The sequence below is a fragment of the Streptomyces sp. ALI-76-A genome, from assembly GCF_030287445.1.
In the GTDB taxonomy this organism is placed as follows: domain Bacteria; phylum Actinomycetota; class Actinomycetes; order Streptomycetales; family Streptomycetaceae; genus Streptomyces.
The window spans coordinates 11,883-27,067 of record NZ_JASVWB010000004.1; the positions used below are offsets into that span (position 1 = coordinate 11,883).

The 15,185-nt window shown below is 73.1% G+C and carries 15 protein-coding genes; 6 read left to right on the forward strand and 9 right to left on the reverse strand.

From position 1 onward, the window contains the following. Window positions 1–103: 103 nt before the first annotated feature. The 4 genes from QQS16_RS36640 to QQS16_RS36655 form a co-directional block, all read right to left on the reverse strand. The gene (locus tag QQS16_RS36640; protein WP_286066848.1) at window positions 104–1,078 is read right to left on the reverse strand and encodes an SDR family NAD(P)-dependent oxidoreductase; all 975 of its coding nucleotides are present in this window, start codon (window positions 1,076–1,078) and stop codon (window positions 104–106) included. A gap of 310 nt (window positions 1,079–1,388) precedes the next feature. Next, the gene (locus QQS16_RS36645) at window positions 1,389–2,570 is read right to left on the reverse strand and encodes an FUSC family protein (protein WP_286066849.1); all 1,182 of its coding nucleotides are present in this window, start codon (window positions 2,568–2,570) and stop codon (window positions 1,389–1,391) included. A 274-nt stretch (window positions 2,571–2,844) separates the two neighbouring features. Continuing rightward, window positions 2,845–3,501, reverse strand: a complete 657-nt coding sequence (locus QQS16_RS36650; protein WP_286066850.1) for an HAD family hydrolase — start codon at window positions 3,499–3,501, stop codon at window positions 2,845–2,847. A 99-nt stretch (window positions 3,502–3,600) separates the two neighbouring features. Continuing rightward, entirely contained in the window at window positions 3,601–4,638 is a 1,038-nt protein-coding gene (locus QQS16_RS36655; protein ID WP_286066851.1) for a PHP domain-containing protein, read from the reverse strand. A 136-nt stretch (window positions 4,639–4,774) separates the two neighbouring features. Here QQS16_RS36655 and QQS16_RS36660 point away from each other — a divergent pair, with 136 nt between their 5' ends. Both QQS16_RS36660 and QQS16_RS36665 read left to right on the forward strand, forming a co-directional pair. After that, window positions 4,775–5,584, forward strand: a complete 810-nt coding sequence (locus QQS16_RS36660) for an SDR family oxidoreductase (protein WP_286066852.1) — start codon at window positions 4,775–4,777, stop codon at window positions 5,582–5,584. A gap of 74 nt (window positions 5,585–5,658) precedes the next feature. Next, window positions 5,659–5,895: a hypothetical protein gene (locus tag QQS16_RS36665; protein WP_286066853.1), complete on the forward strand. Its 237-nt coding sequence runs from the start codon at window positions 5,659–5,661 to the stop codon at window positions 5,893–5,895. 201 nt (window positions 5,896–6,096) lie between these two features. Here QQS16_RS36665 and QQS16_RS36670 read toward each other — a convergent pair whose 3' ends face one another. Further along, window positions 6,097–6,720, reverse strand: a complete 624-nt coding sequence (locus QQS16_RS36670; protein ID WP_286066854.1) for a VanZ family protein — start codon at window positions 6,718–6,720, stop codon at window positions 6,097–6,099. A 220-nt stretch (window positions 6,721–6,940) separates the two neighbouring features. Then, window positions 6,941–7,603: a DUF4230 domain-containing protein gene (locus tag QQS16_RS36675; protein WP_286066855.1), complete on the reverse strand. Its 663-nt coding sequence runs from the start codon at window positions 7,601–7,603 to the stop codon at window positions 6,941–6,943. A gap of 465 nt (window positions 7,604–8,068) precedes the next feature. Between QQS16_RS36675 and QQS16_RS36680 the strand changes: the two genes are divergently transcribed. Further along, window positions 8,069–9,022: a ribose-phosphate diphosphokinase gene (locus tag QQS16_RS36680; RefSeq protein ID WP_286066856.1), complete on the forward strand. Its 954-nt coding sequence runs from the start codon at window positions 8,069–8,071 to the stop codon at window positions 9,020–9,022. Between the two features lie 35 nt (window positions 9,023–9,057). Here the strand turns inward: QQS16_RS36680 and QQS16_RS36685 are convergent, their stop codons facing one another. Beyond that, the gene (locus QQS16_RS36685) at window positions 9,058–9,438 is read right to left on the reverse strand and encodes an anti-sigma factor antagonist (RefSeq protein ID WP_286068095.1); all 381 of its coding nucleotides are present in this window, start codon (window positions 9,436–9,438) and stop codon (window positions 9,058–9,060) included. A 232-nt stretch (window positions 9,439–9,670) separates the two neighbouring features. Then, a complete protein-coding gene (locus QQS16_RS36690) occupies window positions 9,671–10,108 on the reverse strand; it encodes a MarR family winged helix-turn-helix transcriptional regulator (RefSeq protein ID WP_286066857.1) in 438 nt (145 codons plus the stop codon). A 103-nt stretch (window positions 10,109–10,211) separates the two neighbouring features. Between QQS16_RS36690 and QQS16_RS36695 the strand changes: the two genes are divergently transcribed. Both QQS16_RS36695 and QQS16_RS36700 read left to right on the forward strand, forming a co-directional pair. After that, complete coding sequence (locus QQS16_RS36695) at window positions 10,212–11,666, forward strand: aldehyde dehydrogenase family protein (protein ID WP_286066858.1); 1,455 nt, start codon at window positions 10,212–10,214, stop codon at window positions 11,664–11,666. 24 nt (window positions 11,667–11,690) lie between these two features. Then, on the forward strand, window positions 11,691–12,797 hold the full coding sequence (locus tag QQS16_RS36700; protein ID WP_286066859.1) for an NAD(P)-dependent alcohol dehydrogenase: 1,107 nt from the start codon (window positions 11,691–11,693) through the stop codon (window positions 12,795–12,797). Between the two features lie 27 nt (window positions 12,798–12,824). On the opposite strand, the gene QQS16_RS36705 is transcribed toward QQS16_RS36700, so the two are convergent. Next, on the reverse strand, window positions 12,825–13,775 hold the full coding sequence (locus QQS16_RS36705; protein ID WP_286066860.1) for an NADP-dependent oxidoreductase: 951 nt from the start codon (window positions 13,773–13,775) through the stop codon (window positions 12,825–12,827). 71 nt (window positions 13,776–13,846) lie between these two features. On the opposite strand from QQS16_RS36705, the gene QQS16_RS36710 reads away from it, so the two are divergent. Then, a complete protein-coding gene (locus QQS16_RS36710; RefSeq protein WP_286066861.1) occupies window positions 13,847–14,806 on the forward strand; it encodes a GlxA family transcriptional regulator in 960 nt (319 codons plus the stop codon). Window positions 14,807–15,185 lie beyond the last annotated feature (379 nt).

The window sequence follows — 15,185 nt, forward strand, 5'->3', positions numbered from 1 at the left end:
GTGGCGGCCCCGGGTCCCCGACCGGGAACACCGGCCCGGGGACGAGCCCGGGCACGCGAGCCAGGAGGCCTCCGGGGGGCGGGCGTCGGTGACCGCGCGTGCCCTACCCGGCGAACGCGTTCACGCCCGTCCGCTCGGCCGACAGGTCCCACAGCCGGGCCGCCTGCTCGGGGTCGGTCGCGTAGTCCCTGACGCCGCCGCGTCCGCCGTCGGCCGGCGCGGGCTCGGCGACGTCGCAGTCCTCCAGGTAGAGGCCGCCCCGACCGGCCAGGTCGGGCGAGGTGGCCGCCCAGACCTGGGTGGCGGCACCCTGCTCGGGGGTCTTCATGCCCGCCCGCGGGATCGGCGTGCCGTCCTCGTCGATCCAGCCGTTCGCCACCATCTCCTCCCTCGGCAGATGCCGCTGGAGGGGGGTGAGGATGCCGCCGGGATGCAGCGAGAAGGCGCGCACGCCCCGGTCCCGGGCGAGCCGGTCGAGGTGCACCGCGAACAGGACGTTCGCGGTCTTCGCCTGGCCGTACGCCTGCCACTTGTCGTAGCCCTCGCGCCAGTCGACGTCGTCCCAGCGGATGCCGGAGAAGTGGTGGCCCCGCGAGGAGACGGAGACCACGCGGGCGCCGCCGGGCTCGATGGCCGGCCACAGCCGGTTGACGAGGGCGAAGTGGCCCAGGTGGTTCGTCGCGAACTGGGCCTCCCAGCCGGGCCCCACCCTGGTCTCCGGACAGGCCATGATCCCGGCGTTGTCGATGACCAGGTCGAGCGCGCGGCCCGAGGCGAGGAACCGCTCGGTGAAGGCGCGGACGCTGTCCAGGTCGCCCAGGTCCAGGGCGTCCACCTCGACGCCGTCGAGGCCGGCCAGCGCCTCCCGCGCGGCGGCGGGGCGACGGGCGGGGACGACGACCCGGGCGCCGGCCTTCGTGAGGGCGCGCGTGGTCTCCAGACCGAGGCCCGAGTAGCCGCCGGTGACCAGCGCGAGCCGCCCGGTCAGGTCGATGCCGGCCAGGACGTCGTCGGCGGTGCTGTGGGCCCCGAAGCCGGAGCCGATCCTGCGCTGTGCGGTGGTGCGTGCAGTGCTCATGTCCGGAACGCTACGGATTGGAGCGCTCTCCAAGTCAAACGCGGCGCGGCGGGACGGCGTCGGCTACGGCGGGTCCCGGGCAGCGGAAAGCCCCGACCGGACGGGGGAATCACGGTCGGGGCGGTCTGGTGGTGGGCGCGGACGGCGGTCGCCTCTCGGCGAGACGCTCCACAGGGCTTCAGCCGGACGATCGTCCCTGTGGGCAGAAGGTGAGGCCCGGGGACACTGTCCCGTCCGCACCCACGGTCTGTTCAACGGACAACCACCCCGGGGGTGTTCCTCGGTCTGTGGCCTTATGGGGTGATCCGTGTCACTGCTTCCGGGCGCTCGGGACGGTCTCGGTCCAGATGTTCTCGGCCTGGAGCAACAGCGTGCCCAGCACTGTGGCCCGGGCGGCTCCGCCCGCGGCGTGCTCCTGGAGTTCCTCCTGCAACTGCTCGTGCAGTTCCCCCATCGCGTCCTCGCCGTCACCGTCCGGACGCGTGTCCGCGCGGGGGTCCCGCAGCCGGTCGCTCTCCGCGTGGCAGGCGTCCGCGATGAGCTCCAGGAGACCGGCGTACGAGCGCAGGGCGCGGGCGTCGGGCGGGACGGGTGTGCGTCCGGGGTCGGCCGCGACCGTCAGGGTCCGGGTCAGCGCCCCGATATGGCCGGTGACCCGCCCCCAGCGTTCGTCCTCCTCCTCGGGCGGCAGGGACCGCGGGGCCCGGTTGACGGCGCGCAGCGGACCGGCGGTCAGCCGCAGGCTCTCCCGGCTCCAGGCCCGGGCCGACCGCAGCGCGTTGAGCCGCCGCTCCAGCCGGGCCGCCTCGCCCGACCAGCGGGCGGTGGACTGCGCGTCCCATTCGGTGTGCCGCAGGTCACCGGCGATCCCGCACAGCACGTCGCCCGACTCCCGGGCGAGCGCCGCCAGATTCTCCCCGACGTCCCGCAGGTGGATCGGGGGAAAGACGAAGGCGTTGACGGCGATCCCGATGACCGCGCCCAGCGCCGCCTGCCCCACGCGGTGTCCGACCGCCGACGCCGAGACGGCGCCCGAGGCGATCGTGAAGACGGCGGTCGTCGCCCCGTAGATGCCCTGGTCGCCGAAGCGGTGCCAGTTGGCGAGCAGCATCAGCACCGGTACGGACAGGGCCAGCGCGCCCAGCGTGTTCCCGGTGAGCGCCTGGGCCGCCGACGCCAGCAGGGTTCCGGCGCACATGGCCGTCCACTGCTGCGCGGCCTGCCGCAGCGAGCTGTAGATCGTGGCCTGTACCAGCACCATCGCCACCCAGGGCGCCATCAGGGCCATCGGGTCGCTCAGCCAGTAACTGGCCACGGACCAGGCGATCAGCGCCGCCGCGGCGGCCTTCATGGACTGCACGACCAGGTCGCGCTCCCGGCCGGGTTCACACCAGGCGGCCCGACCGGCCCGCGCGACCGCGTGCGCCTCCTGGCGCAGCGCGTCGGCCGGGCGGCCGGCCCGGGGCCGTACCGCATCTGTCACACGCGTCATGCGGGGTGGGTATCCGAACCGGCCGCTCCCTCACGTCAGCAGGACTGTGACCAGAATCGGTGCCTGCCCGCGGAACGGGCGGGCAGGCGGAGCCCCGCCCCGGTCCCCTGCCCGGCCGGGTGCCGGCCGCAGGGCGCGCTGGGTGCCGCTCCGGGCACTGCCCCCGGTCCGCCGAGCAGCCCCGCCCACGCCCCGGCGGTCAGTACGCCCGGCTCGGCGTGTCGGGTGTCCCGGCCGCGGGACCTCCGCCGGAGCCGCCGTCCCGTACCGCTCCTCAGGCCAGCGGGCTGTCCGGCAAGGAGGCCAGGAGGTCCGCCGGGTCGGCGTAGATCTCGGTCGCCCCGGCCTGTTCCAGGTCCGCGCGGGGGATGCCGCCGCACAGGACGCCCACGCAGCGCACCCCGGCCCGGCTGCCCGCTTGCATGTCCCAGACGGTGTCGCCGATGAAGACCGCCTGTCCGGCGGGGACGCCGGCCAGGGCCAGGGCGTGTTCCACGGGCTCGGGGGCCGGCTTGCCCTGCTCGACGTCGTCGGCGCTCGCCGTGTCCCTGATCGCGTCGTCCGCGTCGATCGCCCGGCGCAGCGCGGACAGCTCGGCGCCGCCCGCCGAGGTGGCGAGGACCACCGTCCAGCCCTCGCGGTCCAGGCGCCGCAGCAGCTGTCCGGCGTCCCGGAACGCCGGCAGCCGGTCGAAGTACTGCCCGTACAGGGCCTTGTGGGCGGCGCTCAGTTCCTCGTCCTGGTCCTTGTCCCGGTCGTCGCCGAGCAGGTGGGCGATGAGGTCGGTGGAGCCGAGCCCGATCGCGCGGTGGACGGCGTGCATCGGCACCTGGTGCCCGGCCTGCCGGAAAGCCTCCCACCAGGTCGCCACATGAAGGTGGTTGGTGTCGACGAGGGTCCCGTCGACGTCGAACACCGCGGCCCGTCCCATACGCACGTCCTTTCGTCCCACAGATCCTGAGCCCGTCCAGCCCGTCGAGCCACCCGAGTCCATCGAGCACATCGACTGAGCACCGCGCCGGGTACCACGTCAGGCGTCCGCCACGCGGTCCGGAGCGCGGCCCTCCCGGGTCCAGGCCAGCAGCTCCTCCAGCGACCACGTCGTGACCACACGCTCGGCGGGCACCCCGCACTCCTCCGCCCGCGCACATCCGTGGATCTGCCAGTCCAGCTGACCGGGCGCGTGCGCGTCGGTGTCCACGGAGAACAGCACCCCCGCCGCCATGGCCTTGCGCAACAGCCGCCGCGGCGGATCGAGCCGCTCGGGCCGGCTGTTGATCTCCACGGCCGTGCCGGACGCGGCGCACGCGGCGAACACCTCGTCCGCGTCGAACTCCGACTCGGGCCGTCCCCGCCCCGTCACCAGCCGCCCGGTGCAGTGCCCGAGCACGTCCGCGTGCGGACTGCGGACGGCGGCCACCATGCGCCGGGTCATCGACCGGGCGTCCATCCGCAGCTTGGAGTGCACGGACACCACCACGACGTCCAGCCGTTCCAGCAGTTCCGGCTCCTGGTCGAGCGACCCGTCGTCGAGGATGTCGCACTCGATGCCGGTGAGCAGACGGAACGGCGCCCAGGTCTCGTTCAGCTCCGCCACCACCTCCAGCTGGCGGCGCAGCCGCTCGGGTGACAGACCCCGCGCCACGGTCAGCCGGGGCGAGTGGTCGGTCAGCACCGCCCACTCGTGACCGAGGTCCGCGGCCGCCCGGCCCATCTCGTCGATCGGGCTGCCGCCGTCGGACCAGTCCGAGTGCACATGGCAGTCCCCGCGCAGCAGCGCCCGCAGCCGTTCCCCGCCCGGGGCGAGCGGAGCGCCGGCCTCACCCTCCAGCTTCTCCAGGTAGCCGGGCACCCGGCCCTGCAACGCCTCGCTCACCACCTGCGCGGTCGTCGGCCCGACACCCTTGAGGGCCTCCAGCGTCCCGGCGTCCGCCCGCTCGCGCACGTCCCGCTCCGGCAGGGCGGCCAGTACCCGGGCCGCCGTACGGAAGGCGCGCACGCGGTATGTGGGCGCGCGGGACCGCTCCAGCAGGAAGGCGATCCGCTCCAGGGCCTGCACGGGGTCCATCGCCACCTCCACTCACCTCCACCTCCCACAGTTCCCCAGCTCCCCGCGGGCCGCACGACGGCCGGCCGGTTTGTCCGCTACGCGGCCGGGTACTGCGATGCCGCGTCACCGCGCCCGCGTCCACGAGGAGGCCTGCATGTCCGTTCCCACCGCACCGCGCAGCAAGGTGGCCGTCGTCACCGGGGCCGACTCGGGCATCGGCAGGGCCACGGCCGTCCGGCTGGCCCGGGCGGGGATGGACGTCGGCATCACCTGGCACGACGATCTCAAGGGCGCCGAGGAGACCGCCGAGGAGGTCCGCGCGCACGGGCGGCGGGCCGCCGTGGCCCGGATGGACCTCACCCGGCTGCCCACGGCCGCCGACACCGTCGACGAGCTGTGCGACCGGCTCGGCCGCCTCGACGTCCTGGTCAACAACGCGGGTACGGGCACGATGACGCCGTTCCTGGACCTGGAGCTCGACGACGTCCGCGAGGTCCTGGAGGTCGATCTGATCGGCCCCTTCCTGTGCGGGCAGCGCGCGGCCCGGCACATGATCCGGCAGGGCGACGGGGGCCGGATCGTCAACGTGACCTCCGTCCACGAACACCAGCCGAGGGTCGGCGCGGCACCGTACTGCGCGGCCAAGGGCGGTCTCGGCCTGCTCACCCAGGTCATGGCCCTGGAGCTCGCCGAACACGGCATCACCGTCAACGCGGTGGCCCCCGGCGAGATCGCCACCCCGATGACCGGCCAGGAGGACACCGACCCGCACACCGAGAACCGCCCCGGCGTCCCCCTCGGACGGCCCGGTGACGCCCGCGAGGTCGCGGCGGTGATCGCCTTCCTCGCCGGCCCCGACGCCACCTACGTCACCGGTGCGTCCTGGAGCGTGGACGGCGGCATGCTCCGGATGGGCCCGCAGGCCGGTTCGCACCTGGAGGGCGATGAGTGGCGGCGCCCCTGATCCGCGCCGCCGGGAGCCCTGCTCCGAGCCGCCACCGGGAGCCGCCTTCGCGGGTCGCGCTCTACGCTCTAGGTATGACCGAAAGCTCGAGCCCTTACATCGCCCACCCGCGGATCATGGTGCTCGGGGTCCAGCCGAGCACTCCGCCCTTCCGGATCGTGGAGATCGACGGCCAGATGGTCGGCGAGGCGCGGACCGTCACCGACGTCCTGGAGGCCGCCGCCGCGTTCGGCATCAAGGTCCACGACCTGGACGACCCGGACGTGGTCCGCTGGGTGGGCGGGGACAAGTTCACCTGGCACCGGCACTGACCGGCTGTGTCCGCCACCGGCACTGACCGGTTTCACCTGCCCTGGCACTGATCCGTTCCACCTGCCCTGGCACCGACCGGTCCGGTTCTCCCGGTCGAGCGCGGAACGACGCCGGGGCCGCACTCGCCCTCCACGCGTGCGGCCCCGGAACGAGCCGCCGGGCAGGCGCCCGCCTCACCCACGCCCGCCGCCTCGGCTGCGTCAGCTGTGCACCGCCCGGCTGAGCCGCCGCCCCAGCAGGAGGTAGCCCACGAGTGCCCCGGTGGTGTTGAGGATGACGTCGTCGACGTCGAAGGCCCGGCCGGTGACCAGGGCGCCCTGGGCGAACTCCACCATGAGCATGACGATCGCCGTCAGCAGCAGCACCCGCAGGATTCCACGCGTACCGGGTGCGAGGACCGGTACCAGGACGCCGAACGGGATGCCCAGCACCAGGTTCCCGCCGATCTGCCGGGCGGCGTCCCGCAGCTCGGGCTGGTCCAGATAGGCCCGCAGCGAGTCCCCCGGATTCAGGTTGGTGTGGGTCAGCGACTCCGAGGCGGGGGAGGGCTCCAGTGTCAGCCGGGCCAGCACGACGGCGAACGCGACCATGAACGCGAAGGCGCACAGCATCGCCAGCACCCGGAGCGGCCAGGGCAGAGGGCGGCGTTCGCGGTCGGCCGGTCGTGACGCACGCGCCGGCCTGACCCGCCGGGCGGCCCCGCCCGGCTTCGCGGGCTTCTCGGCCCGCTCGGTCCTGGCGGACTCGGGGGGCCTGGGTGGCTTGTCGGACTTGGCGGTGCGCAGGCGGAAACCGGCACGTGGACGTAGGGCTGTACGGGCCATGCGGTTCTCCAGTCGTCAACTTCCCTGCCTGGTAGGGCAGTTACCCGCGAACCGGCCGTCGATGCCGTCGCCGTGCCCTCGGTCGTCCCGCACTCGCGCCGGCCGTCGACGCCCTTTCGGAGCACTCCGGGCGGAGTCCCGCGCGCCCTCACCCCTACCGCGGGGTCATGGCGGCCGTGGCGGTTCTCCGCCCGGACCCCGACGTGCGGCCGGCACCCGGTCAGCCGCCGTAGCTGACCTTCACCTCCTTGAAACCGAGGGAACCCAGCAGACCCTTGAGCATGGTCGTGGTGTTCGTCTCGGCGCGCCTGGTCAGCTCGCTCTCCTTCGCCGCTTCGCCGATGTGCCTGACCGCCAGCTTCTGCACGGCCTGTTCACTGTTGGGGTTGTCCGAGAAGACGTCGCCCAGCCGGTCGAGGAGACCGCGCTGCTTGGAGACGGCGTAGGAGCGGTCCACGTTCAGGGCCGGTGTACCGAGCCTGGCGTGCGGGAGCCGCAGGGTGGCGGACGTACGGTCCTCGTTGACCGTCACGTCGTCGTCACCGACCTTGCCGAGGTCGACGTAGGCGTCGACGGTGCCCGCCCCCACGTACAGGGTGCGGGAGCCGCGGATCGCGTCGGGCAGGTACTTGGTGTCCTTCTCCAGGTCCACCACGACCTGGAAATTGCCGGAGGCGGCGTCGTAACGGCTGAGGTCCTGGATGGACGTGAGCAGTGCCGGCCCGGAGCGGTCGATGGTCTCCGTGCCGAACAGGTCCTTGAGGCCCGGCAGCACGCTCAGCCGGATGCCCGCGAAGAACACCACGAGCACCAGTACGACAGCGCTCACCGCCTTCGCCCAGCCCGGCATGCGCCTGGACACGCGCCTGATGGGAGTCGTCATGGCGACGGCCCTCCTTCCTACTGCTCGCTTTCCCCCCAATGGCCCCGCCAGACCGGATCGTTGGCCGATCGACACCGCTGACGGAGGCAAGGGGGCGCACGGACGCGAGGAACCCCGCCTCACCAGCGCGTCCGGCGACCCGGATGACGCCGCCCTGGATGACGGCGGCTCGGACGAACGCGCGCCGTCGCTCGCTCCGTCGCCGGTGCGGGTGCCGCCGGTGCCGACGCCGCCGGGCCGGCCCGGCGTGCGGTGGTCGGACGGCGGGCGCTCGGTCAGACTGGTCCTACCGGCATCGACGTGGGCCCCGACCCGGATGTTCCTGGTCCGCACGCGGGCGGTCCAGACGTACGGGATCACGGGCGCGGACAGCATGACCTGCTCCCGTGGACGGTCCGCGACCGGTTCTCGCCGGGCCCGTAGCATGAGCCCCGCCAGCCGGAATGATCATGCGAGGAGCAGGTCGTGCGAGACATCGCCGTGTTCAGCGGGAGCGCCCACCCCGAACTGGCCCAGGAGGTCTGCGCGCATCTCGGGGTGCCGCTCAGCCCCACCCGGGTCAGCCGGTTCGCCAACGACTGCCTGGAGGTGCAGCTCCAGGCGAACTGCCGCGAGCGGGACGTCTTCCTCATCCAGCCGCTGGTCAGACCGGTGCAGGAGCACCTGGTGGAACTGCTGCTGATGTGCGACGCGGCGCGCGGGGCCTCCGCCGGGCGGATCAGTGTCGTCATGCCGCACTACTCCTACGCCCGCTCCGACAAGAAGGACGAGCCCCGTATCTCGATGGGCGGGCGCCTGGTCGCGGACCTAATGGTCGCGGCGGGCGCCAGCCGGGTACTGGCGATGACCCTGCACTCGCCGCAGGTCCACGGCTTCTTCTCGGTCCCGGTCGACCACCTGCACGCGCTGCGCGAGCTGGCCGCGCACTTCCGGCGGTACGACCTGTCCCGGACCACGGTCGTCTCGCCGGACCTCGGCAACGCCAAGGAGGCCGCCGCGTTCGCCCGGATGCTCGGCGCCCAGGTGGCCGCCGGTGCCAAGCAGCGGTTCGCGGACGACCGGGTCAGCATCAACTCCGTCATCGGCGAGGTCGCCGGCCGGGACGTCATCGTGCTCGACGACGAGATCGCCAAGGGCAGTACGGTCCTGGAACTGCTCGACCGGCTGCGGGAGATGGGGCCCCGGTCGATCCGGGTCGCCTGCACGCACGGTCTCTTCGCCGACGGGGCGCTGAAGCGGATCGGTGAGCAGCCCGACATTCTGGAGATCGTGTGCACCAACACCGTGCCGGTGCCCGCGGAGGAGCGCACCGACAAGCTGCGTATCCTCACCGTCGCCCCGGCGCTCGCCGAGGCCGTACGCCGGATCCACAACGGTGAGTCGGTCAGCGCCCTGTTCGACGCGCCGCCGACCGAGTAGCAGGCCGGTCGGCCGAGGTCATCGCGCGGGCCCGGTCACACCGGGCCGGACGCCGACTCGGGCTGCTCCAGCGCCGCCTTCAGTGTGGGCATCGGCGGCAGCAGCCGGGCCAGTCCGGTGACCCGCAGCACACGCAGGGTGAGCGGATGCGTGCACACCAGGAGGAGTCGCCCGCCCTGGTCCAGCGTCCGGCCGCGGGCCCGGTAGAGCAGGCGCAGTCCGGAGCAGTCGAAGAACTCCACCCCGCTGAGGTCGATCACCACCCGGGCGTCGGGCTGCCCCGTCGCCCGGTCCAGGTACGGGATGATCTCCGCGGCCGCGGCGATGTCGATCTCCCCGTGGAACTCCAGGACCGTGTGTCCCCGCTCCTGGCGGACGCGCAGATGCCGGGTGAGCGGCGCAGGTTCCTGCTCCACGACGACCTCGCCTCCAACGGCTTTTGTCGAACTGCGGGAACCGCAGGTCACCGGGGCCGGGGCGACGACGCCCGCGTGCGCGGACGGGTCACCGGGCCACGCGTGGGCGCGCATGCGTTCCCCGCCCTGCAAGTTACCCTCGATGGAATGAATTTGAGCATGTTCGATTGACATATGTCTTCGAATTGCGAGCCGCGTGTCGGGTCGTGCGAGCCGTGCGTGGCGTCGTGGCCTACGACAGGGCGTGCCAGGCCTGGGTGAGTGCCTGGCGCAACTGCTGGGTCTGGTGCGGCGTGAGGTCCCGCACCATCCGCTCCTCCAGTTCCCGCACCGGCTCCGCGTGCCGCGCCAGCAGCTCGCGGCCCGTGTCGGTCAGCAGGATCAGCAGCTCGCGGCGGTTGCGGGGGTTGCGCTCCCGGCGCACCAGCCCGCGGTTCTCCAGCGACCTGACGAGGTCCGCGATCGACTGGGCGGTGACGAACGAGTCACGGGCCAGCTGTGCGGCCGACAGGCCGTCGTGCCGCTCCAGGACGGTGAGCGCGGTGTACTGCAGTGCGGTGATCCCCGACGGCTTGACCAGCTCGTCCAGATGGGATCGCACCACGAGCTCCACTTGTTTCACCATGTAGAGGAGCGACGGGGCCGCCTTGGTCGCCGGAGTGTCGAGCATGGGTTCACACTAGAGCATTGACAGGAAACCTGTCTGTAAAGAGACTGCGAACCAACAGGAATCCTGTTGGTTGAAATCTTGGCAATGAAGCTGAGGAGTGGCGATGACCACCTTCGAGATCGAACCCGGACAGCTGTTCATCGGGGGACAGTGGCGCGAGGCCGCCGACGGAGCGCGCACCGAGGTGGTCGACCCGTCCCGGGGCGCGGTCGTCACCACCGTCGCGGAGGCGGGCGCCGCCGACGTGGACGCCGCCGTGCGCGCGGCCCGCGAGGCCTTCGACGGTGGCGCCTGGTCCGGCCTGAGCGGACGCGAGCGGGGGCGCGTGCTGCACCGCGTCGCCGAGCTGATCCGGGAGAACGCGGACGAGATCGCCCACCTGGAGAGCCTCGACGTGGGCAAGCCGATCACGCTGTGCCACGCGGTGGACGTGACGAACGCGGCCAACGACTACGAGCACTTCGCGGCCCTCGCCCACTCCCTGCACGGCGCGCACCGCGACACCCCCATGAACGCCCTGGCCTACACCCGACGTGAGCCGCTCGGCGTGGTCGCCGCGATCACGCCCTTCAACTTCCCGTTGATCCTGGCCGGTTCCAAGATCGCCCCGGCGCTGGCGGCCGGCAACACGGTCGTGCACAAGCCGGCCGACGAGACCCCGCTCAGCGCCCTCTACATGGCCCGCCTGTTCCAGAAAGCGGGCGTCCCGGACGGCGTGGTCAACGTCGTCACCGGCGCGGGTCCGGTGGCGGGGGAGGCGCTGCTGCGGCACAGCGGCGTCGACAAGATCGCCTTCACCGGCTCCACCGCCGTCGGCCGGCACGCCGCGAGCGTGGCCGGCGAGGCACTCAAGCCCGTCACCATGGAGCTCGGCGGCAACGCGGCCCACGTGGTCTTCGAGGACGCCGACCTGGAGAAGGCGGTCGGCGCGGTCATCAAGGGCTTCGTCTTCAACACCGGGCAGTTCTGCATGGGCGGCCCCCGGCTGCTGGTGGCGCGCTCGGTGTACAGCACCCTGCTCGGCATCCTGGCCGACGCGGTGCCCGGCGTACCGGTCGGCGACCCGCGCGACGCCGGGACGGTCGTCGGGCCGATGGCGGGGGAGAAGCACCTGCGGAAGGTCGAGGAGTACGTCGCCCTGGCCCGCAAGGAGGGCGGCCGTGTCGTCTGCGGCGGTGAACGGCTCGATCTGGACGGCGGCTACTACTACAAGCCCACCGTGATCGCCGACCTGCCCAACGACTCCCGGGTCGTCCAGGAGGAGATCTTCGGCCCGGTCCTCACCGTGCAGCCCTTCGACTCCGAGGACGAGGCCGTCGCCCTCGCCAACTCCACGCCGTACGGCCTGGCTTCGGGCGTCCAGACCACCAACCTGGCCCGTGCCCACCGGGTCGCCGACCGGCTCCAGGCGGGCATCGTCTGGGTCAACGACTGGGCGATGCTCGACCCCGCGGTGCCGTTCGGCGGGGTCAAGGACTCCGGTTTCGGCCGTGAGTACGGGCCCGAGGCGCTCGGCGCCTACACCAGGGTCAAGTCCGTCGTCGTCTCGCTCGACTGAGCGCGCAGTCCAAGGAGTCCCGTGATGTCCCTCACCACCCGCGCCGCCGTCGTCGAGTCCGGCGGAGCGCCCTTCACCCTCAGCGACGTCCAGCTCGACGAGCCCGGCCCGCACGAGGCGGTCGTCCGCATGGTCGCCACCGGCCTGTGCCACACGGACCTCGGCGTGGCGAGCGGCGGACTGCCGTTCCCCCTCCCCGGAGTTCTCGGGCACGAGGGCGCGGGCGTCGTCGAGACCGTCGGGTCCGCCGTGACCGGGGTCGCCCCCGGCGACCATGTCGTGCTGTCCTTCACCTCGTGCGGCGAGTGCCGCAACTGCCGCGGCGGGCACCCGGCGTACTGCGCCACCTGGCTGCCGCTGAACCTCATCGGCGGCCGGCGGGCCGACGGCACCAGCACCATCAGCCGTGACGGCGAGCCGCTCGGCGGCCACTTCTTCGGCCAGTCCTCGTTCGCCGAGCGGGCGTTGGTCGACGAGCGCAGCCTCGTGAAGGTCGACCCCGAGGTACCGCTGGAGTCGATCGCCCCGCTGGGCTGCGGCGTGCAGACCGGGGTCGGTGCCGTCTGGAACGTGCTGAAGCCGGTCACCGGCGGCACGGTCGTCGTCCTGGGCGCCGGAGCCGTCGGCCTGTCGGCCGTGATGGCGGCCGCCCTCAGCCCGGCCGGCACGATCGTCGCCGTCGACCGGGTCGGCGAGCGCCTGTCGCTGGCCACGGAGCTGGGCGCCACCCATACCGTCAACGCGGGCGAGCGGGACCTCGGCGAGGCCCTCGCGGAGATCACCGGCGGTCAGGGCGCGGACGGCGTCGTGGAGACCACGGGCAACGTGGCCGTCCTGCGCCAGGGCGTCGACGCGCTCGCCGCCCGGGGCACCCTGGTCATCGTCGGCGCGCCGCCGTTCGGCAGCGAGGTGGCTCTGGACGTCAACGGGATGCTCGGCGGCAAGCAGGTCGTCGGTCTCACCCTCGGCGACGCCGAGACCCGGACGTTCATCCCCGCCCTGGTCCGGATGGTGAAGGAGGGGCGGCTTCCGCTGCACCGCCTGATCAGCACCTATCCGTTCGCGGACATCGACCAGGCGGTGCGGGACATGGGCGCGGGCAAGGCGATCAAGCCCGTGCTCACCTTCTGACCCAGGGATCGGCCGACCGGGAGGGGGTCAGTCGACCGTGAGGACCAGCTTCCCCGTGGTCCGGCCGGTGTCGCCCAGCGCGTGCGCCTCGGCGGCATCGGCCAGCGGGAAGGCGCCCGCGATCGTGGGGCGCAGCCTGCCCTGCTCGACGAGGTCCGCGATCGCCCGCATACCGGCCCGGTCGGCGTCCACGAGCATCCGAAGGGCCCGTACGCCGAGCCGCTCGGCCTCCTCCTGGAACTCGCCCGAGCCGACCGGCAGGATCGACACGACGACCCCGCCCGGCCGCAGCACGCGCAGCGACCGCACGGAGGTCTCGCCGCCGAGTGTGTCCAGCACGACGTCGACGTCCTTCACCTCCTCGGCGAAGTCCGTCTCCCGGTAGTCGATCGCCTCGTCCACCCCGAGCTCGCGCAGGAAGTCGTGCTTGCCCGCGCTCGCGGTGCCGATGACATACGCGCCCCGCGCCTTGGCGATCTGCACGGCGACATGCCCGACCCCGCCGGCCGCCGCGTGGATCAGCACCCGCTGGCCCGGCTGGAGGTCCGCGTTCTCGACCAGGGCCTGCCAGGCGGTCAGGGACACCAGCGGCAGCGCGCCCGCCTGCGTGTGGTCGATCGCGGACGGCTTGCGGGTGAGGGCGCGGACCGGGGCGATGACGTACTCGGCGTGGGATCCGTGGCCGAACGGGTACGGCAGCATGCCGAAGACCTCGTCGCCCGGCACGAACGTGGCGACGCCGATGCCGACGGCCTCGACCACGCCGGAGACGTCCCACCCCAGCACGAACGGCGGTCCGCCGAGGAAGCCGCCGGTCTCCCGGTGCTTCCAGTCGGTGGGGTTGATCCCGGCGGCGCGGACTCGGACCAGCACCTCGTTGGGGCGCGGCTCGGGGCGCTCCACCCGCACTTCCTCAAGGACCTCGGGACCGCCGAGGACGTCCTGGCTGATGGCTCGCATCGTGTTCACAGTGCTCATGGTGGAACAGCCTGCCGGGAACCGCCCGCCCGGGAAATGGCATGATTGCCAATATCCGATAGGATCGTGCCATGGGTGACGAGGAGCGGGTCGAGCGGGTCGTGGTGCTGGCCCTGGACGGTGTGTATCCCTTCGAGCTGGGCATCCCCAGCCGGATCCTCGGCGCGGCCGACGGGCGGTACGAGGTGCTGACCTGCACGGTCGACGGGCGCCCGGTGCGCACCGCCGCCGACTTCACGGTCGCCGTCGAACACGGCCCCGAGATCCTGCCCACCGCCGACACCGTGGTGGTCGCCTCCATGGCGACGTCGCACATCCCGGCCGAGCTGCCCGCCGACCTCGCCGGCGCCCTGGCGAGCATCCGCCCCGACGCCCGCATCGTCTCGATCTGCACGGCCGCCTTCGTCCTCGCCGCCGCGGGCCTGCTCGACGGCCGCCGGGCCACCACGCACTGGCAGGTGGTCGACGCGTTCCGGCAGCGGTATCCGGGCGTCGACCTGGACCCGGACGTCCTGTTCGTCGACGACGGCCGCATCCTCACCTCGGCCGGAGCCGCCTCCGGTGTCGACGTCTGTCTGCACCTGGTCCGCAAGGACCACGGCAGCGAACTCGCCAACGCGGTCGCCCGCCGCTGCGTGGTCCCGCCGTTCCGGGACGGCGGCCAGGCCCAGTACATCGAGCAGCCGGTCCCCGAGCAGGGCGCCGCGAGCACCGCCGCGACCCGCGCCTGGGCCGTGGAACGCCTGCACGAACCGCTGACCCTGGGCGACCTCGCCGCGCACGCCCGGATGAGCCTGCGCACCTTCGCCCGCCGCTTCCACGACGAGGTGGGCCTCAGCCCCGGCCGCTGGCTGATCCAGCAGCGGGTCGCCCGGGCCCGGCATCTGCTGGAGGCCAGCGACCTGTCGGTGGACCAGATCGCCGGCCGGGTCGGCTTCGCCACCGGCGCCTCCCTGCGCCAGCACCTGCACGCCGCGATCGGGGTGTCGCCGCAGGCGTACCGGCGGACGTTCCAGGAGGCGGTCCGCTGACCGTACGGTGCCGCCGCCGCGTCGGAAGACCACGGACGACGGCGGACCGCCAGGGTGGGCGTGCGGGCGAGGTCCGCGGCGCTGCGCCACTGGCGGCCGGGACGCCGACGGGATGCGGCGGCGGACGGATCCGGCGGTCGAGCGCGCGGCCGGGATCGTCCGGCGGACGCGTCAGCTTTCGTGAAGTCCCCGTGGTTCCAGCCGTGCACTGCGGTGGCCCTCCGCACGACTCCGCCGAAGGCGCCGACGGGGACCGTGTCCGGGCCGAGCCCTGGACGCCGCGCCGACCGCGCCGTACGGCGGTGGCGTCGGCCTGCGCGTCGACGCCTGCGACACCGGACGCCGGTGCGGCGACTGGCGGTTGCGGCTGACCGGCAGC